Source organism: Klebsiella michiganensis (genome assembly GCA_000963575.1).
Classification (GTDB): Bacteria; Pseudomonadota; Gammaproteobacteria; order Enterobacterales; family Enterobacteriaceae; genus Cedecea; species Cedecea michiganensis_A.
This window is the reverse complement of record CP011077.1, coordinates 4,337,486-4,362,888: the sequence shown is the minus strand read 5'-3', so window position 1 is coordinate 4,362,888 and position 25,403 is coordinate 4,337,486. Positions and strand designations below refer to the sequence as shown.

Below are 25,403 nucleotides of genomic sequence, written 5' to 3'. Positions count from 1 at the left end.
CTCAGAAAACACCCTCTCCTTTTTAAGGAGAGGGTGAGGGGACATTACCGCCGACGATAGCTCTTCTGGGCGTTATTCACTTTATACAGATAGCGACGAGACTCAGCGGACGGGTGGCGGGTGGTCAGTGTTTGATAGACATCGCCCGGCGCCATGCTGTTAATCAGGCTAAACGCCTGCGTCTTATCGTTAGAGAACACCCGCAGCACGCTGCCTGCGCCGCCGTTATACGCAGTAATGACCGCATAGCGACGCGACGTTGGGTTATCAATCTGCCCCAGATAGCTGTTCTGCAAAATCGCCAGATAAGCCGTGCCGGTATCGATATTGCTTTCCGGATCGAACAGGAAGCTGCGGCTTGGTTTACCCCATTTTCCCTGAGCCTTAAACACGTCTACCCCTGCGCTGTGCTGAACAACCTGCATCAGGCCCAGCGCATCCGCGTGGCTAACCGCGTATGGGTTGAAGCTGGATTCAGTCTGCATGATAGCCAGAATCAACGATTCATCCACGCCGTATTTCTTCGAAGCTTTACGCACCATACCGATGTATTTATGGGCACGCTTATCGAGGTGGTTAGGCACAAGGTTGATGGTAACGCTATAGACGATTTTCAGCCCGGTACTGCGCTTTTGCAGGCGTGTTTGCAGCAGATAGTCGGCAAACTTCGTCGCACGGCCCTCCCAACGAATGGGTTGACCGGTGTTATCCACTACCTGCCCGTAAAGGAACGGCTCTTTGGATATCTGGACATCGTTGGCGTCGGAATAGAGATCTATCGAGCCAGGGTCGTCCCCCATCAGCAGGGTAGTAATGATTGCCTGGCGCAGGTGCGCGGCAGGATCGGTGCCCGCGATGGTCTCAACGGTGATGGTACCTTCGTCGAAGTTAATGTGGCTGCGCGTCAGATATTGGTCGGTGTATTTGACGTAATCTTTCGGGCCTGCAATCAGTACCTCTTTGATACCCCAGATATTTTCAATGTTATTGGCAAATTGCCCCATTAAAATATCAAACCCGTTGGTGTCCTTGACGTAGGCTTCGTTAAAAGCGTCATCGCCTTTTTTACTGGAACAGGAGATCAGCAACGGGGCCACGAGAGCCAGCGCGAGAAGTTTTTTCATCATTCCGTGTATGCGTGTTGTGTTTGCAAAAAGGTGCCGACGATTACTGTTTTTCTGGCGGGGTGAAGCCTTCGATATGGACTTCTTTCCCTTCAAACAGGAAATTAACCATCTCGTTTTCCAGCTCTTTACGGTGTTCCGGGTTCATCATGCTCATCTTTCTTTCATTGATAAGCATGGTTTGCTTGGACTGCCATTGTGCCCAGGCTTCTTTAGAGATTTCGTTGTAGATCCGCTTGCCCAGTTCACCTGGATACAGTTGAAAATCCTGGCCTTCAGCTTCGCGCTGCAGGTAAGTACAAAAAATCGTTCTGCTCATGACTATTCCTCTTCTTCGGCGCGAACGGGCGCTAAGGCAACCGGTTCGGCACGTAATTGTTGTAGCAGGCGCTCTACGGGAGCCGCCAGCCCGACAGATGGTGGCTGGCCTAAGTTATACCAGAGAGCGGGGCCTTCATCCATGCAGCCGCCCATCGAGGACACCGGAAGCCACATCGGCACAATGTCCAAATGGAAATGGCTAAAGGTGTGGCGGAAAGCCGTTAACTGCGTGAGATTATCAGCCGGAATGCCGCGCTGCTCCAGCCAGCTATGTAATTCTTGTTCTTCAGCGAACTGTGGGAAGCAGAATAAGCCTCCCCATAGCCCCACGGCCGGGCGCTGTGCCAGGAACACGTCATCACCATGCTGCATCATCAGCATATAGCCGGTGCGCTCCGGCAGCGTCACTTTAGGTTTCTTGCCCGGATAATTCGCCCAGCTATGGTTGGCATAAGCCACGCAGCCGTTGTTTAGCGGGCAAAGTTCGCATTTAGGCTTTGAACGGGTGCAGACCATGGCGCCGAGATCCATCATCGCCTGGTTAAACTGGCTAACGCCCTGCGCCGGGGTTACGCGCTCGCTGATTTCCCAGAGGCGGTTTTCAACCTCTTTTTTGCCTGGCCAGCCGGAAACGGCATAGCAACGGGCGAGCACACGCTTAACGTTACCGTCGAGAATCGGGAAGTGTTTACCCAACGAAAGGGACAGAATTGCGCCTGCGGTAGAGCGTCCGACGCCCGGCAGGTCGGCAACTTCGTCATATGTCTGGGGGAAAACGCCGCCGTGTTTATCGGCCACCTGCTGCGCCGCTTTATGCAGATTACGCGCGCGGGCGTAATAGCCCAGCCCGGTCCACAGATGCAGCACTTCATCCAGCGGGGCTTTTGCCAGATCGGTAACGGTTGGGAAGCGCGCCATAAAGCGCTCAAAATAAGGAATGACCGTCGCGACCTGGGTTTGTTGCAACATCACCTCAGAGAGCCATACTTTATAAGGCGTTTTCTCCTGCTGCCACGGCAGGGTTTTGCGCCCATACTTGTGGTACCAGTCGAGGACTTGTTGGGCGAATTGAGGGGCTTGCATCGTCAACGCGGGATATCCGGCAAAGGTGTAATAAAGGAGCCGATTCCAGCACAGAGGCGTAAAGCTGTAAACCGGAACTTTCTGCCACTTGCTTCTCACCCTTAACTTTGGATAATGCCCGTTTCCCGAACACTAAGCGAAGCGTTAAGAAAACCATGAAGAATGACGTCATTTCACCGGAATTTAATGAAGAAGGCCGTGTACTGCGCCGCATCCGCAGCTTTGTCCGTCGCCAGGGGCGGCTGACAAAAGGCCAGCAGCACGCGCTGGATAACTACTGGCCGGTGATGGGCGTTGAGTTCCAGGCCGAACCAGCTGGTTTTAGCGAGATTTTTGGCCGCGAAGCGCCGGTCACGCTGGAAATCGGTTTTGGCATGGGGACTTCGCTGGTGACTATGGCGCAGACCAATCCACAGCATAACTATCTGGGTATAGAAGTGCATTCCCCGGGCGTTGGCGCATGCCTGAGCACCGCTCATGAGGCGGGCGTGGAGAACCTCCGCGTGATGTGTCACGACGCGGTTGAAGTGCTGGAAAACATGATTCCTGACAATTCTTTGAACATGGTTCAGCTGTTTTTCCCTGATCCATGGCACAAAGCACGTCATAATAAACGCCGTATCGTTCAGGTACCTTTTGCGGACCTGGTGAAACGCAAGCTGAAGCTGGGCGGCGTGTTCCATATGGCCACCGACTGGGAACCTTATGCGGAACATATGCTCGAAGTGATGTCCTCTATCGAAGGGTATAAAAATCAGTCGGAGAGTCACGACTACGTACCGCGTCCGGATTCGCGTCCGGTAACCAAATTTGAACAACGTGGCCATCGTCTTGGCCACGGCGTATGGGACTTAATGTTCGAGAGGGTGAAATAATGGCAAAGAATCGTAGCCGTCGTCTGCGTAAGAAAATGCATATCGAAGAGTTCCAGGAACTGGGGTTCTCGATTGCCTGGCGCTTCCCGGAGGGCACTTCCGAAGAGCAAATCGATAAAACCGTGGACGAGCTGATCGCCGAAGTGATTGCGCCGAATAAGCTGGCGTTTGACGGCAGCGGTTACCTGGTCTGGGAAGGTCTGGTGTGCATGGAAGAGATTGGGAAATGCACCGAAGAGCATCAGGCGCTGGTGCGTAAATGGTTGGAAGACCGCAAGCTCGAAGATGTTCGCATCAGCGATCTGTTCGACGTCTGGTGGGACTAAGCTTTAGCAAAACAGGCTGGTTAATTAACCGGCCTTTTTTTCAGGAGCTGATTTTTCAGGAGAGAATATGATCCGTAAGGTTCTTTTAGGTGCGCTTCTGGTTACCGCCGCTTCTGCTCACGCGGACTACCAGTGCAGCGCCAATCCACGCGATGACGTGGTCATTAACCCGCAGTCCGTGCAGGTTGTGGGTGAGAACGGCAACTTGATCATCGCGCCTGACGGCAGCGTGAAATACAACGGTGTTCAGAAGACGCTGACCACCGCGCAGCGCCAGCAGGCATTGAACTACCAGAAAGCACTGCGCACGGATTTGCCGTGGATCGATAATGGTGCCCGCTCTCGCGTAGAGAAAAGCCGCATCGCGCTGGACGGCATTATTGCTAAACAGGTCGGGGAAAGCAGCAGCATGCGTAACCGCCTGACCAAGCTGGATGCCCAGCTAAAAGAGCAGATGAACCGGATTATTGAACGCCGCCAGGACGGGCTAACGTTCCACTATAAAGCGGTCGATCAGGTCAGAGCCGACGGTCAGCAACTTGTGAACCAGGCGATGGGCGGCATTCTGCAGGACAGTATCAATGAAATGGGCGCGCAGGCCGTGCTGAAAGGCGGCGGCAATCCGCTGCAGAATGTGCTGGGCAACCTGGGTGGCCTGCAAACGGCGGTTCAGAACGAGTGGAATAATCAACAGGCTGATTTTGAACAGTTCGGCCACGAGGTGTGTAACCGGGTGGTGTCGCTGGAAAACCAGCGCAAAGGGCTTGTGGGTTCACTGAAGTAATTTTCCCCTCACCCTCTCCCCATAGGGGAGAGGGAATAAACCGTGTTCCCCATCACTTGTTTTCCCCCTCAAAGAGAGGGGGAATCAGTCATGTTTCCCATCACTTGTTTTCCCCCTCTCCCTCTGGGAGAGGGCCGGGGTGAGGGCAGAAACTTACGACTCGTCGGCTAAAAACAGCTCCAGCAGGGAGTTTAAAAACAGCTTCCCGTGCTCGGTTATCTGCCAGTGCTCATCCGTTTCAGTCATATAGTTTTTCGCCAGCGCTTCATCCAACTGTGGGCGAATCGTCGCCTCATCTAAACCGGTATAAAGCGTGAATTCACTGCGCGGGGCGGCTTCCAGCAGGCGGAAGCGGTTCATAAAGAATTCGAACGGTTTATCTTCCCGCTCAACGTCATGCTGGCGATCGAGATATTTTCCTTCCATATAGCCGCGCGGATGGCGCGTTTTCGCCGTGCGCATAATGCGCCCGTCCGGGAAGGTGATTTTGCCGTGTGCACCACAGCCAATCCCCAGATAATCGCCAAAACGCCAGTAGTTCAGGTTGTGCTGACACTGGTAGCCCGGCCTGGCATAGGCGGAGGTTTCGTATTGCTGGTAGCCAGCGGCGGTCAGCAGCTTATCGCCCTGCTCGAAGATATCCCACAGTGCGTCGTCATCGGGCAGCTTCGGTGGGCGCGACCCAAACAGCGTATTTGGCTCGATGGTTAGCTGATACCAGGAAAGGTGCGGCGGATTTAGGGCTATGGCCTGGCGCAGGTCGTCCAGCGCCTCTTCGAGCGACTGGTCAGGCAGGCCGTGCATCAGGTCAAGGTTAAAGCTGCGCAGCCCCAGGCCGCTGGCCAGGTTCGCGGCACGTTTGGCTTCGCCCGCATCATGAATGCGGCCCAGGCGTTTTAATTTGGGTTCGCTAAAGCTCTGTACGCCGATAGAAATTCGGTTCACGCCCGCCTTCTGGTAGCCAACAAAGCGGTCGGCTTCGACGGTGCCGGGGTTGGCTTCCATGGTGATTTCAGCGTCATCCGCCAGCTTCAGGCGTGAGCGCACGCCGTCCAGCAGCGTTTGCATCGCTTCGCTGGAGAGCAGGCTTGGGGTACCGCCCCCGATGAAAATAGTCTTTACCTCGCGTCCCTGAGCCAGAGGCACGTCGCGGTCGAGATCGCGCAGCAAATGGCTGACGTATTCGTCGTGCGGCACATCCCCTTTTAGGGCGTGGGAGTTGAAGTCACAGTACGGGCACTTCTGTACGCACCAGGGGATGTGAATGTAAAGACTCAGAGGTGGCAAATTAGCCATTACGCATTGCTTCCAGTAACAGTTTCAGCGCTTGTCCACGGTGGGAGATGGCGCTCTTTTCATCGCGGGTCAGCTCCGCCGCGGTTTTCCCCTCGGACGGAACATAGAAAATAGGATCGTAGCCAAAGCAACCCTGGCCTGCTGGCTCGTGGGTAATCACGCCCGGCCATCTGCCGTGAAACACCAGCGGCGTCGGGTCTTCGGCATGACGCATATAGACCAGCACGCAGTGGAACTGAGCCTGGCGTTTTTCGTCCGGCACCTCTTTCAGCGCTTGCAGAAGCTTGTCGAGATTCTGCTGGTCACTGGCATCTTCGCCCGCATAGCGTGCGGAGTAGATCCCCGGTGCGCCGCCCAGTGCATCCACCGCCAGGCCTGAGTCGTCGGCCAGCGCCGGAAGCCCGGTTACTTTTGCCGCATGGCGGGCTTTGAGAATGGCATTCTCAATAAAGGTCAGGCCGGTCTCTTCAACAGACTCTACGTTCAGCTCGGTTTGCGCGACCACATCAAAGCCAAAATCCGCCAGCAGATTGGCGAGTTCACGCACTTTACCGGCGTTACCGGTAGCTAATACGACTTTTTGCATAGTCAGTCCTGTGTTATTCGAGGGGGGCAATCAATGCCGCGACTTCCGTCGGGATCTGCTGCGGGTCGATAATTTTAACTTGTTTATGGCGACCAAGTTCGCCTTTCTCAATCACTACCTGACCTTTCGCTACCCGGAATTGCTTCGCCAGATATTTTACCAGGTGAGCGTTGGCCTGCCCGTCTACCGGTGGCGCGGTGATGGCGACCTTTAACTCGTCGCCATGCGCACCGACCAGGCTATCGCGGCTGGCCTTTGGCTGGATATACAGCCGCAGTACCAGCCCGTCAGGCCGCTGAGTCACAGCACTCAAATGGCGTACCAGAGTCCAGGGAACAGGTCCATACCGAGGTAGTTCAGCGCATAAAGGATCAGAATGACTACCATGGCGGAGAAATCAATGCCCCCCATGGCAGGCAAGATGCGGCGAATCGGCGCCATCAGAGGCTCGGTCATTTGTATCAGCACGTATTCAATCGGGCTGCGTCCCTGGCTTATCCAGCTCATCAGGGAACGAACGATGATCACCCAAAACACCAGGGTACCGGCTGATTTCAGCAGCGACAGAACGCCGATGAGTAAGTTTAACGGATCGAGCGACAGCCCGCCGGACTGGATGAGCAGCAGAATAGGGAATTTCAGCGTGGTGAGAATAAACGCCACCAGCAGGGATGAGGTATCAATGGGGCCCAGGGAAGGCAGCACGCGGCGAAGCGGCCCGACAACGGGCTGAGTAACTTTAACGATAAACTGGGCAAATGGGTTGTAGAAATCACAGCGTGCCCACTGCATCCAAATGCGGATAAGCAGCACCATTACGTAAAGCTCAATCAGGGTTTTGACCAGGAAAGTCAACGTTAGCATGGTTTTCCTCAAGAATGATGGTGATTAACGAGCGGGGTAATCCCGCGCGCCGAAAATAGCGGTTCCAATGCGCACCATGGTGCTGCCTGCGGCAATCGCGGCTTCCATGTCATCGGTCATGCCGAGAGATAATGTATCGACCGTGGCAAAGCGGTCTTTGAGCTTATTGCAGGCCTCTGCCATTTTGCGGCAAACCGCAAGCTGGCGCTCGTAATCCGGTTCTGGCGCAGGGATGGCCATCAAGCCCCGCAGCCTCAGCCCCGGCAAAGCCGCCACTTCAGCAGCCAATTGCTCCAGCTCACTTAACGCGATGCCGGACTTACTGTTTTCGTCGCTGATATTAATTTGAATCAGCACGTTTAACGGCGGCAGCGTTGACGGGCGTTGTTCACTGAGTCTGCTGGCAATCTTCAGCCGATCGACGGTATGGCACCAGTCAAAATTCTCCGCCACGAGGCGGCTTTTGTTCGACTGCAGCGGCCCGATAAAGTGCCATTCCAGTCCTTCTACACCTTGTTCAATAAAGTAGTGAATTTTATCCACGCCTTCCTGCACATAGTTTTCGCCAAAGGCGCGCTGCCCGGCCGCAATCGCTTCTGCGAGGGCGCTCGCAGGCTTGGTTTTGCTGACCGCAAGTAGAGTCACTTCTTCGGGGCGTCTGCCGCAACGTGCCGCAGCGGCTGAGATTTTCCCATGTACCTGTGCCAGATTGTGCGCTATCTCATTCATGATCGTTGGAAGTGATATGGATATCGAAGAAATTGTGGCCCTTAGTGTAAAGCATAATGTCTCCGATCTACACCTGTGCGCACGCCAGGCGGCACGCTGGCGAAAGTGTGGCCGGCTGGAAGTGTGCCCGGAGAAGGTGCCGGAAGTCGAAGAGGTTCTCAGCACATGGTTAAATGAAGAGCAAAAGTTGCAGCTTAACCGGGCCGGGCAGTTAGATTTTTCCCTTTCGCTCATGAACGGCATCAGGCTACGCGGCAATGCTTTTCGTCACCAGAAAGGCTATTCGCTGGCGCTTCGATTGCTGGCCTCCTCTTGCCCGGATCTGAATGCGCTTGGCGCACCGTCCCAACTGAGGGAGCTTTTACGGGAAAGCGAAGGGCTGATACTGGTGACAGGTGCCACCGGGAGCGGGAAGTCTACAACCCTTGCCGCGATGATCCAGCACCTCAACCAGCATCTTGACGGCCATGTGCTAACGCTGGAAGACCCCATCGAATTTATTCACGCCTCTGGCCGCTGCCTGATTCAACAGCGGGAGCCCGGCCTGCACTGTGAAAGCTATGCTGCAGCGCTAAAAGCCGCTTTAAGGGAAGACCCGGACGTCATTCTGCTGGGGGAGCTCAGGGATAGCGAGACGATTGGCCTGGCACTGACCGCGGCAGAAACAGGGCATTTAGTCCTGGCGACGCTGCACACGCGCGGCGCTGCTCAAGCGATAGAGCGGCTCGTAGATGTGTTCCCTGCCCAGGAGAAAAGCCTTATTCAAACCCAACTGGCCGGAAGCCTGAAAGCCGTGCTGGCACAAAAGCTTGTGCCGGCGAGTGAGGGGGGCCGGGTGGCGCTGTACGAACTTTTGGTCAATACCCCGGCCGTGGCAAATTTGATTCGTGAAGGAAAGACGCACCAGCTTCCTGGCGTGCTGCAAACCGGCCAACAGCATGGTATGCAAAGCTTTGCCCAGAGCGAGGCGCAGCTGCTGCACGAAGGTAAAATTGCTGTGCATAGTCGGGCCGCCTGCGGGCCATGGGAGGCGACATTTTGAACGCTTTTATTGCTATGGTGTGTATTGGTGTGTATATTGGGCGTCAGTCAGGGAGAGCATGATGACCTCCGCTGAGCTGATAAAGGAATTGAGGGCCGCAGGGTGCGAACCCGCCAGGCGTTCTGGGGGTAGCCACTGGATCTGGTGGTCGCCCACAACCGGAAAAACTTTCCCCGTTCCACATCCCAAAAAGGATTTGCCCGTCGGTACCGTCAAATCCATTCGTAAAATGGCGGGCGTTTAGCCTGTCGCTGCCGGAGGTTGATGATGTTTTTTTCCGTTGGTGTGGAGTTACCCGCAACTGAAAACGAAGCGTTTGGCCTGGTCGTACCCGCGTTATGCAACGATGAATTTGGCTGCGTATCGGCAGCAGATAGTCAGGCGGATATCGCCCCGATGGTGCAGGACGCGGTGCTGTCGATTGTGGATTTAATGGTGGAGAGCGGAAAAGACATCACCCAACTTTGTGATGCCGGGCCTTTTGCTTATGCCGCAGACCCGGAGTACAGCTATTGCCAGCAATGGTTGCTGGTTGATGTGGATTTATCCGCACTGGAAGGAAAGCAGCAACGGTTAAACATCATGCTGCCGGACGCGCTGCTGCGGCGTATTGATTCCCGGGTAAAGCAGCCCTCGTCAGGCTACCGGGACCGCAGCCATTTTCTGGCCATTGCCGCAAGGCATGAACTGCTGAACGCCCGGCACGATACGCCCGGCAGTTAAGCCCTTCACGGATGGTACTCGAACCAGCTTTCGAGAATAATCACGGCGGAGGCGGAGTCGATGCTGCCTTTGTTCAGAGCGCGAAAACCGCCGTGTTCGAACAACCCGGCGCGGGCTTCGACGGTGCTCAGTCGCTCATCCTGAAGAGAGACTTTCACGCCAAAGCGGCCGTGCAGCCGGTTAGCAAACTTGCGGGCTCTCGCCGTCAGGGGTTGTTCAGTGCCATCCATATTCAGCGGCAGGCCGACAACCACTTCTTCCGGCTGCCACTCTTTCAGGATTTTTTCTACCGCATTCCAGTCCGGAGTACCGTCCTGCGCTTTAAGCGCGGTTAACGGGCGCGCAGTGCCGGTAATGCGCTGGCCGATTGCGACCCCGATACTCTTGGTGCCGAAGTCAAAAGCCATTAAAGTTCCGCTGCTCATCAGGCGTGCCCCGCTTCGCTTGGCATGGTGTGGATATCGATACCAATCAGGCGGGCGGCTTCGCGCCAGCGCTCTGAAATAGGCGTATGGAACAAGATCTCAGGTGAGGCGGGCGCCGTTAGCCATGAGTTTTCCATGATCTCCTGCTCAAGCTGCCCCTTTTCCCATGAAGCATAGCCGAGGGCAACAATCACCTCTTTCGGCTGTTTGGCCGTGCCTAACGTTTCCAGCACATCACGAGAGGTTGTAATCACCGTGTCGTCGGAGATACGAATGCTCGAGCCGAAATTGTCCGGCGGCGAGTGCAGGATGAAGCCGCGATCTTCCGCCAAAGGGCCGCCAATAAAAACGGGTTTATCCAGGCGAATGGTTTCGTCGCGCGGGTCTGGTTCGATTTTTAGCTTTTCGAGAACGCCATCCACCTGCAGGTTTTCCAGCGGTTTATTGATGATAATCCCCATCGCGCCTTCATCGTTGTATTCACAGATATAGACTACGGAACGTTTAAATAAGGGGTCCTGGAGAGCCGGCATGGCAATAAGAAAGTGATGCTGTAAATTCATTGTCAGAGCTTCTGATCCCGGTTGATAAAAGCGGCAGTGGCTGCGCAAAGTCTAGCCAGCTTACCACTAATGAAGGAAGGCGGGCTACCCGGCCTGAATCGCGCCTTCGAAGGGGAAAGGCGGGTAGCTGCTACCCGCCAGATGTGTTTAGTGTGCGAGGCGTTTTTCGATGGCGTCGAACAGCATACCGGTGATCGAAACAGGGAATTCGGCTTCGATTTCGCGGATGCAGGTTGGGCTGGTGACGTTAATCTCGGTGAGACGATCGCCAATGATATCCAGACCAACAAAAATCAGCCCTTTGGCCTTAAGCGTAGGCCCTACTCGGCGGGCAATTTCCCAGTCGCTTTCGGTCAACGGACGCGGCTCACCGCGGCCACCGGCGGCCAGGTTGCCGCGAGTCTCACCGCCCTGTGGAATACGCGCCAGGCAGTAAGGTACCGGCTCGCCGTCTACCACCAGCACGCGCTTATCGCCATCTTTGATAGCCGGCAGGTAGTTTTGTGCCATGCAGTAGCGGGTGCCCAGTTCGGTAAGCGTCTCGGCAATTACGCCGATGTTTGGGTCATCCTGCTTTACGCGGAAAATCGACGCGCCGCCCATGCCGTCCAGCGGCTTCATAATGATGTCGCCGTGCTGCTGCCAGAAGGCTTTCAGCTGCGCTTTGTTGCGGGTGACCAGCGTTTCCGGCGTGAGGTCGGCAAACCAGGCGGTGAACAGCTTTTCGTTACAGTCGCGCAGGCTCTGCGGTTTGTTAACGATCAGCGTACCTTTCTCTTCTGCGCGCTCAAGAATATAGGTCGCGTAGATAAATTCCGTGTCGAACGGTGGGTCTTTGCGCATCAGTACAACGTTCAGATCGGCCAGGGCGATGTCCTGCTCGCTACCAAACTCGTACCACTTGTCGTAGTTCTGCTCGACGCTGAGCAGGCGCGTACGGGCGCGAGCTTCGCCGTTGTTCAGATACAGGTCGGCCATTTCCATGTAGTGCAGTTCGTAACCACGACGCTGCGCTTCCAGCAGCATGGCAAAGCTGGAGTCTTTTTTAATGTTGATGTGTGCGATGGGGTCCATCACGATGCCGAGCTTGATCATTGTTGTTCTCCTTTAGCCCAGATCGCCAAAGCGCACCTGCAGTGCGGTGATGGCGGTGAGCGCGGTGGTCTCAGTACGCAGAACGCGCGGTCCCAACAGAATATCAGTAAATTGGTGCTCTGCGGTCATGGCAATCTCATCCGCAGACAGGCCACCTTCCGGGCCAATCAGCAGGCGGACGCGTTCGACCGGCTGCGGCAGCGTGTTGATGCTGGCGCTGGCTCGCGGATGCAGATTGAGCCTCAGGGCGTTGTCCTGCTCGGCGCACCAGGCTGCCAGATCCATCGCCGGGCGAATGTCCGGCACCCGGTTGCGGCCGCATTGTTCGCAGGCGGCAATCGCAATCTTTTGCCACTGCTGGAGTTTCTTATTCAGCCTTTCCGCGTCCAGTTTTACCCCGCAGCGCTCGGAAAACAATGGTGTGATCGTGTTTACACCCAGCTCCACGGCCTTCTGAATGGTGAACTCCATCTTTTCACCGCGTGACATGACCTGGCCGAGGTGCAGCCAGAGCGGTGACTCACGGTCATCCTCGTTGCTCGCCAGGATTTTAACGCGCACGCTTTTTTTATCCGCCTGTACGATTTCCGCGTCGAATACGTGATTACTGCCGTCGAACAGCTGAATGGCCTGGCCCGCGCCCATACGCAGGACGCGCCCAACGTGGTTGGCTGCATCTTCGCTCAGAGCAACGTCCTGGCCAACGGAGAGGTTTTCAGGATGGTGAATGCGGGGTATACGCATGAAGTTAGTTCCGGTTAGTTGCGCTGCAGGAATTGACCCTCATCCTGACCTTCTCCCAAAAGGGAGAAGGGATTTCCACCCCCGTTTTTTTTGAACCAAGGGGCGATGTTCGTCACAGCAAATAAAGAATTGCCGCTAGTGTAGGTTAGCTGTTTCGCGCCTGGCAAGCCCGCAGCACATATGGATTATGATTGCCCTGGACTTTCGCAATGCGCTCATCCCGCTCACACTCCCAGTCGTTGACCGGATAGCGTTTATCCCACGCCTGGAATAATTGAGTCTGCTGGCGTGAAAGCGAAAGCTGGTACTGGTCGCGCATGTAGAAATAAGTGCGCGCAATCGCACCTCGTGCACGCTCCGGTGGCTCGGCTACTTTATCTTTGAAATCAACCTTCATGGCGCACTGGCCATATTGCCCTTCACCGCCGTTCCACTGGCCGTACATAAAGTTATTTCTGTCGGCGTTAACCTCGCCTACGGCAGGCTGCAGGTTGTGCATATCGCTTTCGATTTTGCGATAGACGGGATCTTTGGCGCAGTTTTTACGCCCACCATCCTGCCAGCATTGCAGCAGGTGGCCAAACTGCCAGGCCGGCATGACGTGTTCCCATTCAATACGAGTGGCACGGTTTTCGTTCTTCCGCACTTTATAGCCACAGGATTCAAGATCCGGGATGCCCTTTTTGCCTTGCCAGCTGATTTTACAGCCGCAGTAGAAGTCGCCCGGAGCATCGGCGTTGACCTTTACGCCAGCGGTTTTGGCCTGCGCGAAGCTGTTGATGCCGTTACTGAATGCGGGAAGCGAACTGAGGGCTGCAACGAATGCAACAGCCCAAGAAATTTTGCGAGACATTTCGAGAATCCTTACTAAAACGTGCCCGCACCCTACCTGATCGAATATCCAGTTTCAATCAGAGGCGGTGTAAAAATTCCAGAAATAAATGATTAATTACATGGGGTTGTAACGTCAGGCTTTAATAACTGGCCGCAATGCGTGCAGCGATATTCGGCTTCGCCGCGCAATACCCGATTATGACGGCGGACGGTGAGCTGGTGCTGCTGGCAAGGGCAGCGGTAGGGGAAGGTATTTTTGCGTACCGAATCGACTTCAAATTTATGCGTGCGGCTGGCCGGGACGCCCAGCACGGTTTCCATCATCCATTTCCATTCTCTGCCGTGAGGGGCGACGCGGCCAAAGTGCTTCCAGACCAGCAGATGAGCCAGCTCATGAGGAACGACCTCATCGACAAAGGCTTGCTGATTTTCCATCAACAGGACGGGATTAAGGCGTATTTCGTAGCTTTCCAGCCAGGCGGTTCCGGCGGCGGTGCCACGCTGCTGATAGACCACTTTGGGCTCGGGATAGCTTCGGCCTAAATGCGAGTTGGCCTGCTGGAGTTTTTCGCGCAGGCAGCGCATCACGGCTTGCTGGAGGGCGATGGGGAGTCGGGGGGCTTTCATAACCGCAGAGAATAATGGGGGAGAGAATTCGGTGCAAGCCCCTCCCGCGACCGGGAGGGGACATTCAGGCTTAATTATGTGCGCCGATTTCGCGTAATTTACGGCCTTTCATCAGGTTACGTTCTATATGTTCCAGAGAAACATGTTTAGTCTCAGGAATAAGCCACAGCGTCAGAACGATGAAGAACAGGTTAAGCGCCGCATAAACCCAGAAGGTGTTGGCATTGCCCAGCGTGTTCAGCATGGTCAGGAAGGTGGCACCGACTATCATGTTGGCAATCCAGTTGGTGGCGGTGGAGCAGGTGATGCCGAAATCGCGCCCTTTTAGCGGCTGGATTTCGGAACACAATACCCAAATCAGCGGGCCCGCGCTCATGGCGAAGCCAACGATAAACATCAGCAACATGGCAATCGCGAAGTACTGCGCACCCTGAGAGTGAATACCGATGTGCAGCATGGTACCCAGTACGCCCATCCCAACCGCCATGACCAGGAAGCCGAGAACCAGCGTTGGCTTGCGCCCCCAGCGATCGACCAGACCGATAGCGATGAAGGTTGCCAGCACATTAATCAGGCCGACGATCACGGTGCCCCACATTTGCTGGGTGGTGTTCGCGAATCCGGCAATTTCAAAGATTTTTGGCGCGTAGTACATGATGACGTTCATGCCGGTGAACTGCTGCATGACCTGTAGCAGTACGCCGAGAAAGACCGCGCGACGGAAGTTAGAGTTGTCCTTAAATAACGCCCAGCCGCTCTGTTTGACCTTCAGGCTTTCGCGGATCTCTTCCAGCTCACGTTTCGCTTCTGCGCTGGTATCGCGCAGACGCAGCAGCACGCGTTCTGCGTCGTGGAAACGGCGCTTGGCGGCAAACCAGCGCGGGCTATCAGGCAGGAAGAACACGCCAACCAGCAGCAGCAAGGCGGGAAGGGTGATCACCCCAAGCATCCAGCGCCAGGACTCGGTGTAGCTGAAAGCGGTATCGGAGAGATAAGCCCCCAGAATACCGATGGTTATCATGAGTTGGTACATGGAGATCATGCTGCCGCGAATCTTCTCCGGCGCAATTTCTGACAGGTACAGCGGCGCAGTGTAGGAAGCGACGCCGACGGCCAGACCCAGCAGGACGCGGGAAACAATCAACACTTCAACGTTAGGTGCAAAGGCCGAGAACAGGGAACCGAGCACAAACAGCACGGCACCAATCATCAGGCTGTATTTTCGCCCCAGCTTGAAAGAGAGCCAGCCGCTACCGATGGCTCCGACGGCAGCGCCGAACATCATCGAGCTAACTACCCATTCCTGGGTGTGGGAGGTGATGGCGAAGTCTTTGGCGATAAACGGCAACGCACCGGCAATCACGCCGATATCCAGGCCAAACAGCAGGCCGGCGAGTGCGGCGAGGAAGCAGACGAAAAAGGTCATGCTTTTGTTTGAGCGCCCGGATTTTTTATTGTCAGGCATAACGCCCTCCACGTAGGTTATTCGGATTTGACGGTATTAAGGGTAGGGCAGCGGCGCGCAGAAGTGTGTGATGATAATCACAGCAATGTAATCGCTTACACTAAGAATATGGATTAAAAAGAGACTGAATACCGATGAAACAGGAAGTTAATGGCGATTAAATCCAATATTGTGGTTAAAAATTGGTGCAATATGAAGCGTAATGTAACAAGTGATGTGCTTGAGCGTTCATTTGAATGAAAATAGCGATAAAGCCCCATTTGGGTGGATGTAATCGGTTTCAATGCGTTGCCAAGGGCAGTTGGGCGGGGAGGCTTGCGGGCGCAGAACCAAAAAGCAAAAGGCCAGCATAAGCTGGCCTTTAAAACGCAAAGCGACGGATGATTATTTCAGGCCAGCGGCTTCACGCAGCAGTGCTGCTTTGTCGGTTTTTTCCCATGGGAAATGTTCGCGACCAAAGTGACCGTAAGCGGCGGTCTCTTTGTAAATCGGGTGCAGCAGATCCAGCATCTGAATCAGACCGTATGGACGCAGGTCGAAGAACTCGCGCACCAGCAGGGTCAACTGCTCGGTAGAGATTTTCTCGGTACCGAAGGTTTCCACCATGATAGAGGTTGGCTCCGCCACGCCGATGGCGTAAGAAACCTGAATTTCGCAGCGGTCAGCCAGGCCTGCGGCCACGATGTTTTTCGCTACATAACGTGCAGCGTAGGCAGCAGAGCGGTCTACTTTAGACGGATCTTTACCGGAGAATGCGCCGCCACCGTGGCGAGCCATGCCGCCGTAGGTATCAACAATGATTTTACGGCCGGTCAAGCCACAGTCACCCATTGGGCCACCGATAACAAAACGACCGGTTGGGTTGATGTGGTATTTGGTGGATGCGTTCAGCCACTCGCCCGGCAGAACAGGTTTGATGATCTCTTCCATCACCGCTTCCTGCAGGTCTTTCAGCGCGATATCTTCGGAGTGCTGAGTGGACAGCACGACCGCATCGATCCCAACGATTTTACCGTCGTCGTACTGGAAGGTGATCTGGCTTTTCGCGTCCGGGCGCAGCCACGGCAGGGTACCGTTTTTGCGCACTTCTGCCTGGCGCTGCACCAGACGGTGAGCGTAGGTGATTGGCGCCGGCATCAGCACGTCGGTTTCGTTAGTGGCGTAACCAAACATCAGGCCCTGATCGCCCGCACCCTGCTCCAGAGGATCGGTACGGTCAACGCCCTGATTGATGTCCGGGGATTGTTTACCAATCGCGCTCAAAACTGCGCAGGAGTTGGCGTCAAAGCCCATATCTGAATGCACATAGCCGATTTCACGCACGGTCTTACGGGTGATTTCTTCGATATCCACCCACGCGCTGGTAGTGATTTCGCCGCCAACCAGAACCATGCCGGTTTTGACGTAAGTCTCACAGGCTACGCGCGCTTTCGGATCCTGCTCGAGGATAGCGTCAAGGACGGCGTCGGAGATTTGGTCAGCGATTTTATCAGGATGCCCTTCAGATACAGACTCGGACGTAAAGAGGTGTTTAGCCATATTTTCTTCACCCTAAAAGGATTTATTTAGTTCAGGCTGCTGCTCTACGCCACAGCAGTGGCGAGATAGACCAACCCGGGAACTTATTGCCACAGATTGAAAAACAGGCAGTCTAACAGTTAATCAGTATAGATGGATTAACATCTGGACGGCCATTTTAGATTATACAATCGACAGATAGCCAGAATTTTTTAGGGTAACGGCAACATGTGATAAATCTTAACTGGAAAGTGAAGCTGACACTGCTGGCAATTTACACATTTTGTTTTGCTTTTTACCCCTTATATGGGTATAAAGCGGCGCGCGCGGCTTAATCAAAAGCACACGATTCGTGTTGCCCACTTCCAGCCGGGTTGAGCAATTATTTAGAGCCTGTCAGGTACAGTGTTCGCAGCTTTGGCTTGTCGCATACATGTTCAACGTATGCGTGGAGGTGATACGAGTAATGAACCGTCGTCATTCAATTAATACGGCCCGCCGTCCTGGCGCGCATATGCTCCTCGCAGCCTACATCTCATTTTTTCAAACTTGCCGATGTTTTACCCATCTCGGCGCTTCTCAGGATCCCCGGGCCGGTCTGTAATCCGCCGTGGTAACTGAACAAGGGCGCTCTTGTATTACAAGAGTTTTCTCGTGGTTTCGCCGTCCTGTCATACAGGGTTCGGATACGTGTTTTACAATGATATGAAAATGAAACCGGTCGCACAGCCTGGCTGTCAGCGTCTTGTGCTGTCAATACGCGCTGTTAATGGGTTGTTATTGCAGGATGCCCCTGCGATAGTAGTCAACTGTTTTGCACAATCGACAAAATTTGAGGTTCGCCATGACTGACAAAATCACTTCTGTTTCGGGTTCGTCAGTGGGCGAGCAGGATGTACATCGTTCCATTCAGGAGGTTGCCATGAGCTCCGAGGAAGCCAGCAAGATGCTGCGTACATACAATATTGCCTGGTGGGGCAATAACTATTATGACGTCAATGAACTGGGCCACATCAGCGTTTGCCCTGACCCGGACGTTCCGGAAGCTCGCGTGGATCTCGCTGAACTGGTGAAAGCGCGTGAAGCTCAGGGCCAGCGCCTGCCTGCGCTGTTCTGCTTCCCGCAGATCCTGCAGCACCGCCTGCGTTCGATTAACGCCGCCTTTAAGCGTGCGCGTGAATCCTACGGTTATAACGGCGACTACTTCCTGGTTTATCCCATCAAGGTTAACCAGCATCGTCGCGTGATTGAGTCGCTGATTCACTCCGGCGAGCCGCTGGGCCTGGAGGCTGGCTCTAAAGCTGAGCTAATGGCCGTGCTGGCGCACGCGGGCATGACCCGGTCGGTTATCGTCTGTAACGGCTATAAAGACCGCGAATACATCCGTCTGGCGCTGATCGGCGAGAAGATGGGCCATAAGGTCTACCTGGTTATCGAGAAGATGTCCGAGATTGGCATCGTGCTGGAAGAAGCCGAGCGACTGAATGTAATTCCTCGCCTGGGCGTGCGCGCACGTCTGGCCTCCCAGGGATCCGGCAAATGGCAGTCCTCCGGCGGTGAGAAATCCAAATTTGGCCTCGCGGCAAACCAGGTTCTGCAACTGGTGGAAATCCTGCGTGAACGTGGCCGCCTGGACAGCATTCAGCTTCTTCACTTCCACCTGGGTTCGCAGATGGCGAACATTCGCGATATCGCTACTGGCGTCCGTGAATCTGCGCGCTTCTACGTGGAGCTGCACAAGCTGGGCGTAAACATCCAGTGCTTCGACGTTGGCGGTGGCCTGGGCGTGGACTACGAAGGGACTCGCTCCCAGTCCGACTGCTCGGTTAACTACGGCCTGAACGAGTACGCGAACAACATCATTTGGGCGATTGGCGACGCCTGCGAAGAAAATGGCCTGCCGCACCCGACCGTGATCACCGAGTCTGGCCGCGCCGTGACCGCGCACCACACCGTGCTGGTTTCCAACATCATCGGCGTGGAACGTAACGAATACACCGAAGCGACCCCGCCGGCAGATGACGCCCCTCGCGCGCTGCAAAGCATGTGGGAAACCTGGCAGGAGATGCATCAGCCGGGAACTCGTCGTTCACTGCGTGAATGGCTGCACGACAGCCAGATGGACTTGCACGATATCCACGTTGGCTACTCCTCCGGGGCATATAGCCTGCAGGAGCGCGCCTGGGCAGAGCAGCTTTATCTGAACATGTGCCACGAGGTACAGAAGCAGCTTGATCCAAGCAACCGCGCACACCGCCCAATCATCGACGAACTGCAGGAGCGCATGGCGGACAAAATGTACGTCAACTTCTCGCTGTTCCAGTCTATGCCGGACGCGTGGGGCATTGACCAACTGTTCCCGGTGCTGCCGCTGGAAGGGTTGAATCACGCACCAGAGCGTCGTGCGGTGCTGCTGGACATCACCTGCGACTCCGACGGGGCTATCGACCACTACATTGACGGCGATGGTATTGCCACGACGATGCCGATGCCTGAATACGATCCGGAGAACCCGCCAATGTTGGGCTTCTTCATGGTGGGCGCATACCAGGAAATCCTCGGCAACATGCACAACCTGTTCGGGGACACCGAAGCTGTGGACGTTTTCGTCTTCCCTGACGGTTCCGTGGAAGTTGAGCTGTCTGACGAAGGCGATACCGTGGCGGATATGCTGCAGTATGTGCAGCTCGACCCGAACAAGCTGTTGACCCAGTTCCGTGACCAGGTGAAGAACACCGGCCTTGATGATGCGCTGCAGCAGCAGTTCCTCGAAGAGTTCGAAGCCGGTCTTTACGGTTATACGTATCTGGAAGACGAGTAATTCAATCGCCCTCTTTCTGAGAGAGAGGGCAGGGTGAGAGCGCCAGGCGGCATCATCGCCTATACTCTCTTGAACCCGTATGAATTAGCGGCGATAATCCGCGCAATAAATAGCAGTCCCCAATCCAATCCCTTCCTCGTCGGGTTTAACGACGCGGAGGGGATTTTTTTTAGGCGTTTTTTAACCCCAACCGAGAGGTCAGACAATGAGCACCTTAGGCCACAAATACGATAACTCCCTGGTATCTAATGCCTTTGGTTTTTTACGTTTCCCGCTGAACTTCCAGCCGTACGATAGCGATGCAGACTGGGTTATCACCGGCGTTCCTTTTGATGCTGCAACTTCAGGTCGCGCCGGTGGCCGCCACGGCCCGGCAGCGATTCGTCAGGTGTCCACTAACCTGGCATGGGAAGGAAACCGTTTCCCGTGGAACTTCGACATGCGCGAGCGTCTGAACGTTGTGGACTGCGGCGATCTGGTATACGCCTTCGGTGATGCCCGTGAGATGAGCGAAAATCTCCAGGCGCACGCCGAACGTCTGCTGGCTTCCGGCAAGCGTATGCTTTCCTTCGGTGGTGACCACTTCGTAACCCTGCCGCTGCTGCGCGCCCATGCTAAGCACTTCGGCAAAATGGCGCTGGTTCACTTTGATGCCCATACCGATACCTACGCGAACGGCTGCGAGTTCGACCACGGCACCATGTTCTACACTGCGCCAAACGAAGGTCTGATCGATCCGAACCACTCCGTGCAGATCGGTATTCGTACCGAGTTCGACAAAGATAACGGCTTCACCGTGCTCGATGCCTGCCAGGTTAACGATCGCGGCGTGGACGATATCATTGCCCAGGTTAAGCAGATAGTAGGCGACATGCCGGTTTATCTGACCTTCGACATTGACTGCCTGGATCCTGCGTTTGCGCCGGGTACCGGTACGCCGGTGATTGGTGGCCTGACGTCTGACCGTGCTATCAAGCTGGTTCGTGGCCTGAAAGATCTCAACATCGTGGGGATGGACGTTGTGGAAGTGGCTCCGGCCTACGACCAGTCTGAAATCACCGCCCTGGCTGCGGCAACGCTGGCGCTGGAAATGCTGTATATCCAGGCGGCGAAAAAGGGCGAATAAGCCTTTAAATACCGCCCCGTTTGGGGCGGTATTGCTTTACTTAATTCCATCCGCCGCCATGCGGTCGCGGATATGCTGGGCTCGGGCGGCCGACGCCGGGTGATCGTCCAGCATTGAGCTTTGACGTCCTTCGTCGAGCTTCGCCAGTTTTTCGAAACTGGTGGCAAGGCCGGTTGGGTTAATGCCGCGTTTGCGCAACAGATCGTAAGAGTAGTCGTCCGCTTCTGACTCCTGGCGCTGGGAGAACTGAGCGTTCACCAGTTTTTCGCCTAAATCCCCAAGCTGAGACTGCGACAGATTGCCAATCACGCCGCCTGCGGATGCCGCTGCAACGCGTGCAGCGTTAGCACCGAGCGCGACCTGCATCCCTTTTTTTACATGGCCCAGCGCGACGTGCCCCATTTCGTGGCCAATCACCGCTTCAACTTCGTTGTCGTCCATCATGTCCATCAGGCCGCTGTAAACGCGGATGCAGCCGTTCGCCATCGCGAAGGCGTTGACGTCTTTAGTCACGTAAACCTTGTAGTTGACCGGCAGGCCATTAATGTTATCTCCCAGCGCGGAGGCAATCTTGTTCAGCCGCTGGGTGTAAGGACTGCTTGTCGGAGCAATAGTGGCTTTGCTGTCCTGCTGCTTACAGGCATCATCGCTGAGAGTTTTCACCTGAGCGTCGCTCAGGGTGTAGGCCTGAAAAGCTTCGGCTCCAGAGGTAAGTAGCCCGTTGGAATCCATTCCCTGGCAGCCGCTCAGCAGGGCAGCGACGCTTAGGCTCAACAATATTGGGCGCATCTTCATGGCCATTTTCCTTTCTTTATAATAGGTAAAAACAGAATCGGATTTACCGCAGGCGAGGCGGCTCCAGACTCAGTATAAAGAAGAATAAATGGCCTGCGCATCAGGTTGCGCAACTTGCGAGCGTTATCCAGAGATTTCTTACCCTGTCAACGGCACGCCGCATGTACATGACCATTCCCCTGGTGTACATTGTTGTCACATTTTCGGGCGTAGCCCATAACGCATCGTAGTCAAGGCGCGACCTTCAACCATCCGATCTGGAGTCAAAATGTCCTCTCGTAAAGAGCTTGCCAATGCTATTCGTGCGCTCAGCATGGACGCAGTACAAAAAGCCAAATCCGGTCACCCGGGTGCCCCTATGGGTATGGCCGACATTGCCGAAGTCCTGTGGCGTGATTTCCTGAACCATAACCCGCAGAACCCATCCTGGGCTGACCGCGACCGCTTCGTGCTGTCCAACGGCCACGGTTCTATGCTGATTTACAGCCTGCTGCACCTCAGCGGTTATGACCTGCCGATTGAACAACTGAAAAACTTCCGTCAGTTGCACTCTCAGACTCCGGGCCACCCGGAAGTGGGCTACACCGCAGGTGTTGAAACCACGACCGGCCCACTGGGCCAGGGTATTGCGAACGCGGTCGGTATGGCTATCGCAGAGAAAACGCTGGCGGCGCAGTTCAACCGCCCTGGTCACGACATCGTTGACCACTTCACCTATGCATTCATGGGTGATGGCTGCATGATGGAAGGCATCTCTCACGAGGTTTGCTCCCTGGCAGGTACTCTGAAGCTGGGTAAACTGGTTGCGTTCTATGACGACAACGGCATCTCCATCGACGGCCACGTTGAAGGCTGGTTCACCGACGATACCGCAAAACGCTTTGAAGCCTACGGCTGGCACGTAGTGCGCGGCGTAGACGGCCACGACGCCGCGGCTATCAAACGTGCGGTAGAAGAAGCGCGTGCGGTTACCGACAAGCCATCCCTGCTGATGTGCAAAACCATCATCGGTTTCGGTTCCCCTAACAAAGCCGGTACTCACGACTCTCACGGCGCACCGCTGGGTGATGCAGAAATCGCACTGACCCGCGAAGCGCTGGGCTGGAACCACGCGCCGTTCGAAATCCCTTCTGACATCTACGCGCAGTGGGATGCGAAAGAAGCAGGTCAGGCTAAAGAAGCCGCATGGAACGAGAAGTTTGCCGCTTATGCGAAAGCCTTCCCGCAGGAAGCCGCAGAGTTTACTCGCCGTGTGAAAGGCGAAATGCCTGCTGACTTCGACGCGAAAGCGAACGAATTCATCGCCAGGCTGCAGGCTAACCCATCCAAGATTGCCAGCCGTAAAGCATCTCAGAACGCTATCGAAGCGTTTGGCCCGTGGCTTCCGGAATTCCTGGGCGGCTCCGCTGACCTGGCGCCTTCTAACCTGACCCTGTGGTCCGGTTCTAAAGCGATCAACGAAGATACCGCCGGGAACTACATCCACTACGGCGTGCGCGAATTCGGTATGACCGCTATCGCCAACGGGATCTCCCTGCACGGTGGCTTCCTGCCGTACACCTCTACCTTCCTGATGTTCGTAGAATACGCCCGTAACGCGGTGCGTATGGCTGCACTGATGAAACAGCGTCAGGTGATGGTATACACCCACGACTCCATCGGTCTGGGCGAAGATGGCCCGACTCACCAGCCGGTTGAGCAGGTCGCTTCCCTGCGTGTGACCCCAAACATGAGCACCTGGCGCCCATGTGACCAGGTTGAGTCTGCGGTAGCGTGGAAGTATGGCGTTGAGCGTCAGGATGGCCCGACTGCCCTGATCCTTTCCCGTCAGAACCTGGCTCAGCAGGATCGTACCGAGCAGCAGCTGAAAGACATCGCTCGCGGTGGCTACGTGCTGAAAGATTGCGCTGGTCAGCCAGAGCTTATCTTCATCGCTACCGGTTCTGAAGTTGAGCTGGCGGTTGCCGCATGGGACAAACTGACTGCCGAAGGCGTGAAAGCGCGCGTGGTTTCCATGCCGTCTACCGACGCGTTCGACAAACAGGATGCGGCCTACCGTGAATCCGTACTGCCGAAAGCCGTTTCTGCTCGTGTGGCTATTGAAGCTGGTATCGCAGACTACTGGTACAAATATGTTGGCCTGAACGGCGCTATCGTTGGTATGACCACCTTCGGTGAGTCTGCGCCAGCGGAACTGCTGTTCGAAGAGTTTGGCTTCACCGTTGAAAACGTGGTGAAACAGGCTAAAGCGATTCTGTAATCCGTCTCGCTAAATATTAGGGTCGCTTCGGCGGCCCTTTTTTATGCCGATTATTCCATCTGAGTGCTGTTCTTTATTCCACCATCGTGGCGGTCAGTTGCGGTTATTCCACCAAAACTGTGATGTGCGTCAGAAGTTGAGCGGAGCATAATGGGGTATCGTTCCTTTTATTCCCGCTTTCGCTTAACATAGCTGAAGCGTTTCAGTCGAATAAATGTTCGACAATTAAGCAAACAAGTGCAGTTTCATGAGTGCGAGGATTCCCCTCAGGCGGTTGCTGGATTACTCTGTCAGCCACTAAATCCCAGGGATTCTGGCAGGAGAGATATGACCGTACGCATCGCTATTAATGGCTTCGGTCGCATTGGGCGCAACGTGGTACGTGCTTTGTACGAATCTGGTCGCCGTGCGGAAATTACCGTGGTAGCAATCAACGAACTGGCAGACGCTGCGGGTATCGCGCATCTGTTGAAGTACGATACCAGCCACGGCCGCTTTGCCTGGGATGTGCGTCAGGAACGTGACGTCCTGTTTGTGGGGGATGACACCATCCGCCTGCTGCACGAACCTGGCATTGAAGCGCTGCCATGGGCCGAGCTGGGCGTTGATATCGTGCTGGACTGTACCGGCGTATTTGGTTCCCGCGCTGACGGGGAAGCCCATCTGGCGGCAGGGGCGAAGAAAGTCTTGTTTTCGCACCCCGGCGGGAACGATCTCGATGCGACCGTCGTATACGGCGTGAACCATGAGCAGGTCGAAGACAGCCACCGTATCGTCTCCAATGCCTCCTGCACCACAAACTGTATTATCCCGATCATTAAACTGCTGGATGAAGCGTTTGGCATTGAGTCCGGGACGGTCACAACTATCCACTCGGCAATGCACGATCAGCAGGTTATTGACGCCTATCACCCTGATTTGCGACGCACCCGCGCGGCGAGTCAGTCGATCATTCCGGTAGATACGCGTCTTGCAGCCGGTATCACGCGTATTTTCCCACAATTTAATGACCGTTTTGAGGCGATCGCGGTACGCGTTCCAACCATAAACGTGACGGCAATTGATTTGAGCGTGACGGTCAGAAATTCAGTAAATGCATGTGAAGTCAACCACTTGCTGCAAAAAGCGGCACAGGAAGCATTTCATGGTATAGTTGACTATACGGAATTACCGTTGGTCTCTACTGATTTTAACCACGATCCGCACAGTGCAATCGTCGACGGCACGCAAACGCGGGTCAGTGGGCAACATCTGATTAAAACTCTAGTCTGGTGTGATAACGAATGGGGCTTTGCCAACAGGATGCTCGATACCACGTTGGTTATGGCTCAATGGATTTCAGGTAAGGCGCACGTTGCGTCTGCAAAACTTTAAGAA

General features: G+C 55.1%; 26 protein-coding genes. 9 read left to right on the top strand and 17 right to left on the bottom strand.

Going from position 1 to position 25,403, the window contains the following annotated elements; genetic code table 11:
- Window positions 1–44 precede the first annotated feature (44 nt).
- From mltC to VW41_20155, 3 genes are read right to left on the bottom strand one after another with little or no spacing between them, the layout of a single operon-like run.
- Complete coding sequence (mltC, locus tag VW41_20165) at window positions 45–1,127, bottom strand: murein transglycosylase (GenBank protein ID AJZ91168.1); 1,083 nt, start codon at window positions 1,125–1,127, stop codon at window positions 45–47.
- A gap of 40 nt (window positions 1,128–1,167) precedes the next feature.
- Window positions 1,168–1,443 carry an oxidative damage protection protein gene (locus VW41_20160; GenBank protein AJZ91167.1) on the bottom strand — a complete coding sequence of 92 codons (276 nt, stop codon included), beginning with the start codon at window positions 1,441–1,443 and terminating at the stop codon, window positions 1,168–1,170.
- Between the two features lie 2 nt (window positions 1,444–1,445).
- The gene (locus VW41_20155; GenBank protein AJZ91166.1) at window positions 1,446–2,534 is read right to left on the bottom strand and encodes an adenine glycosylase; all 1,089 of its coding nucleotides are present in this window, start codon (window positions 2,532–2,534) and stop codon (window positions 1,446–1,448) included.
- A gap of 149 nt (window positions 2,535–2,683) precedes the next feature.
- On the opposite strand from VW41_20155, the gene trmB reads away from it, so the two are divergent.
- The 3 genes from trmB (at window position 2,684) to VW41_20140 (ending at window position 4,513) form a co-directional block, all read left to right on the top strand.
- Window positions 2,684–3,403, top strand: coding sequence for a tRNA (guanine-N7)-methyltransferase (trmB, locus tag VW41_20150; GenBank protein AJZ91165.1), 720 nt, complete (start codon window positions 2,684–2,686; stop codon window positions 3,401–3,403).
- Window positions 3,403–3,729, top strand: coding sequence for a hypothetical protein (locus tag VW41_20145; GenBank protein ID AJZ91164.1), 327 nt, complete (start codon window positions 3,403–3,405; stop codon window positions 3,727–3,729). The genes trmB and VW41_20145 overlap by 1 nt, the downstream gene beginning before the upstream one ends.
- Window positions 3,730–3,796: 67 nt before the next feature.
- The gene (locus VW41_20140; GenBank protein ID AJZ91163.1) at window positions 3,797–4,513 is read left to right on the top strand and encodes a hypothetical protein; all 717 of its coding nucleotides are present in this window, start codon (window positions 3,797–3,799) and stop codon (window positions 4,511–4,513) included.
- 153 nt (window positions 4,514–4,666) lie between these two features.
- Here the strand turns inward: VW41_20140 and VW41_20135 are convergent, their stop codons facing one another.
- Genes VW41_20135 through VW41_20115 form a run of 5 tightly spaced genes read right to left on the bottom strand, consistent with a single transcriptional unit; the run spans window position 4,667 to window position 7,988 of the window.
- A complete protein-coding gene (locus VW41_20135; GenBank protein AJZ91162.1) occupies window positions 4,667–5,809 on the bottom strand; it encodes a coproporphyrinogen III oxidase in 1,143 nt (380 codons plus the stop codon).
- Window positions 5,802–6,395, bottom strand: a complete 594-nt coding sequence (locus VW41_20130) for a nucleoside-triphosphate diphosphatase (protein AJZ91161.1) — start codon at window positions 6,393–6,395, stop codon at window positions 5,802–5,804. The genes VW41_20135 and VW41_20130 overlap by 8 nt, the downstream gene beginning before the upstream one ends.
- Window positions 6,396–6,408: 13 nt before the next feature.
- Window positions 6,409–6,708 carry a hypothetical protein gene (locus tag VW41_20125; GenBank protein ID AJZ91160.1) on the bottom strand — a complete coding sequence of 100 codons (300 nt, stop codon included), beginning with the start codon at window positions 6,706–6,708 and terminating at the stop codon, window positions 6,409–6,411.
- Window positions 6,705–7,259: a membrane protein gene (locus VW41_20120; protein AJZ91159.1), complete on the bottom strand. Its 555-nt coding sequence runs from the start codon at window positions 7,257–7,259 to the stop codon at window positions 6,705–6,707. The genes VW41_20125 and VW41_20120 overlap by 4 nt, the downstream gene beginning before the upstream one ends.
- A gap of 24 nt (window positions 7,260–7,283) precedes the next feature.
- Window positions 7,284–7,988 carry a hypothetical protein gene (locus VW41_20115; GenBank protein AJZ91158.1) on the bottom strand — a complete coding sequence of 235 codons (705 nt, stop codon included), beginning with the start codon at window positions 7,986–7,988 and terminating at the stop codon, window positions 7,284–7,286.
- A 16-nt stretch (window positions 7,989–8,004) separates the two neighbouring features.
- Here VW41_20115 and VW41_20110 point away from each other — a divergent pair, with 16 nt between their 5' ends.
- Window positions 8,005–9,030 (top strand): Twitching motility protein PilT, encoded by a 1,026-nt coding sequence (locus tag VW41_20110; GenBank protein AJZ91157.1) that lies wholly within the window; start codon window positions 8,005–8,007, stop codon window positions 9,028–9,030.
- A gap of 267 nt (window positions 9,031–9,297) precedes the next feature.
- Window positions 9,298–9,753 (top strand): CopG family transcriptional regulator, encoded by a 456-nt coding sequence (locus tag VW41_20105; GenBank protein ID AJZ91156.1) that lies wholly within the window; start codon window positions 9,298–9,300, stop codon window positions 9,751–9,753.
- Window positions 9,754–9,758: 5 nt separating this feature from the next.
- Here VW41_20105 and VW41_20100 read toward each other — a convergent pair whose 3' ends face one another.
- The 8 genes from VW41_20100 to VW41_20065 all read right to left on the bottom strand — a co-directional run bounded on the left by VW41_20100 (window position 9,759) and on the right by VW41_20065 (window position 17,045).
- Entirely contained in the window at window positions 9,759–10,178 is a 420-nt protein-coding gene (locus VW41_20100; protein AJZ91155.1) for a Holliday junction resolvase, read from the bottom strand.
- On the bottom strand, window positions 10,178–10,741 hold the full coding sequence (locus VW41_20095) for a hypothetical protein (protein AJZ91154.1): 564 nt from the start codon (window positions 10,739–10,741) through the stop codon (window positions 10,178–10,180). The genes VW41_20100 and VW41_20095 overlap by 1 nt, the downstream gene beginning before the upstream one ends.
- 147 nt (window positions 10,742–10,888) lie before the next feature.
- A complete protein-coding gene (locus VW41_20090; protein ID AJZ91153.1) occupies window positions 10,889–11,836 on the bottom strand; it encodes a glutathione synthetase in 948 nt (315 codons plus the stop codon).
- A 12-nt stretch (window positions 11,837–11,848) separates the two neighbouring features.
- Window positions 11,849–12,580, bottom strand: coding sequence for a 16S rRNA methyltransferase (locus tag VW41_20085; GenBank protein AJZ91152.1), 732 nt, complete (start codon window positions 12,578–12,580; stop codon window positions 11,849–11,851).
- 145 nt (window positions 12,581–12,725) lie between these two features.
- Window positions 12,726–13,433: a DNA-specific endonuclease I gene (locus VW41_20080; protein ID AJZ91151.1), complete on the bottom strand. Its 708-nt coding sequence runs from the start codon at window positions 13,431–13,433 to the stop codon at window positions 12,726–12,728.
- Between the two features lie 92 nt (window positions 13,434–13,525).
- Window positions 13,526–13,999, bottom strand: a complete 474-nt coding sequence (locus VW41_20075) for a hypothetical protein (GenBank protein AJZ91150.1) — start codon at window positions 13,997–13,999, stop codon at window positions 13,526–13,528.
- Window positions 14,000–14,111: 112 nt separating this feature from the next.
- Window positions 14,112–15,506 (bottom strand): D-galactose transporter GalP, encoded by a 1,395-nt coding sequence (locus VW41_20070; GenBank protein ID AJZ91149.1) that lies wholly within the window; start codon window positions 15,504–15,506, stop codon window positions 14,112–14,114.
- A gap of 384 nt (window positions 15,507–15,890) precedes the next feature.
- A complete protein-coding gene (locus tag VW41_20065) occupies window positions 15,891–17,045 on the bottom strand; it encodes an S-adenosylmethionine synthetase (GenBank protein ID AJZ91148.1) in 1,155 nt (384 codons plus the stop codon).
- A 901-nt stretch (window positions 17,046–17,946) separates the two neighbouring features.
- Here VW41_20065 and VW41_20060 point away from each other — a divergent pair.
- Both VW41_20060 and VW41_20055 read left to right on the top strand, forming a co-directional pair.
- Window positions 17,947–19,845, top strand: coding sequence for an arginine decarboxylase (locus VW41_20060; GenBank protein ID AJZ91147.1), 1,899 nt, complete (start codon window positions 17,947–17,949; stop codon window positions 19,843–19,845).
- 205 nt (window positions 19,846–20,050) lie between these two features.
- Window positions 20,051–20,971, top strand: a complete 921-nt coding sequence (locus VW41_20055) for an agmatinase (GenBank protein AJZ91146.1) — start codon at window positions 20,051–20,053, stop codon at window positions 20,969–20,971.
- 36 nt (window positions 20,972–21,007) lie between these two features.
- Here VW41_20055 and VW41_20050 read toward each other — a convergent pair whose 3' ends face one another.
- Window positions 21,008–21,766 (bottom strand): metalloprotease, encoded by a 759-nt coding sequence (locus tag VW41_20050; protein ID AJZ91145.1) that lies wholly within the window; start codon window positions 21,764–21,766, stop codon window positions 21,008–21,010.
- 268 nt (window positions 21,767–22,034) lie between these two features.
- Here VW41_20050 and VW41_20045 point away from each other — a divergent pair, with 268 nt between their 5' ends.
- Both VW41_20045 and gapA read left to right on the top strand, forming a co-directional pair.
- Entirely contained in the window at window positions 22,035–24,026 is a 1,992-nt protein-coding gene (locus VW41_20045; GenBank protein AJZ91144.1) for a transketolase, read from the top strand.
- Between the two features lie 327 nt (window positions 24,027–24,353).
- Complete coding sequence (gapA, locus tag VW41_20040; protein AJZ91143.1) at window positions 24,354–25,400, top strand: glyceraldehyde-3-phosphate dehydrogenase; 1,047 nt, start codon at window positions 24,354–24,356, stop codon at window positions 25,398–25,400.
- The last annotated feature ends 3 nt before the right edge of the window (window positions 25,401–25,403 follow it).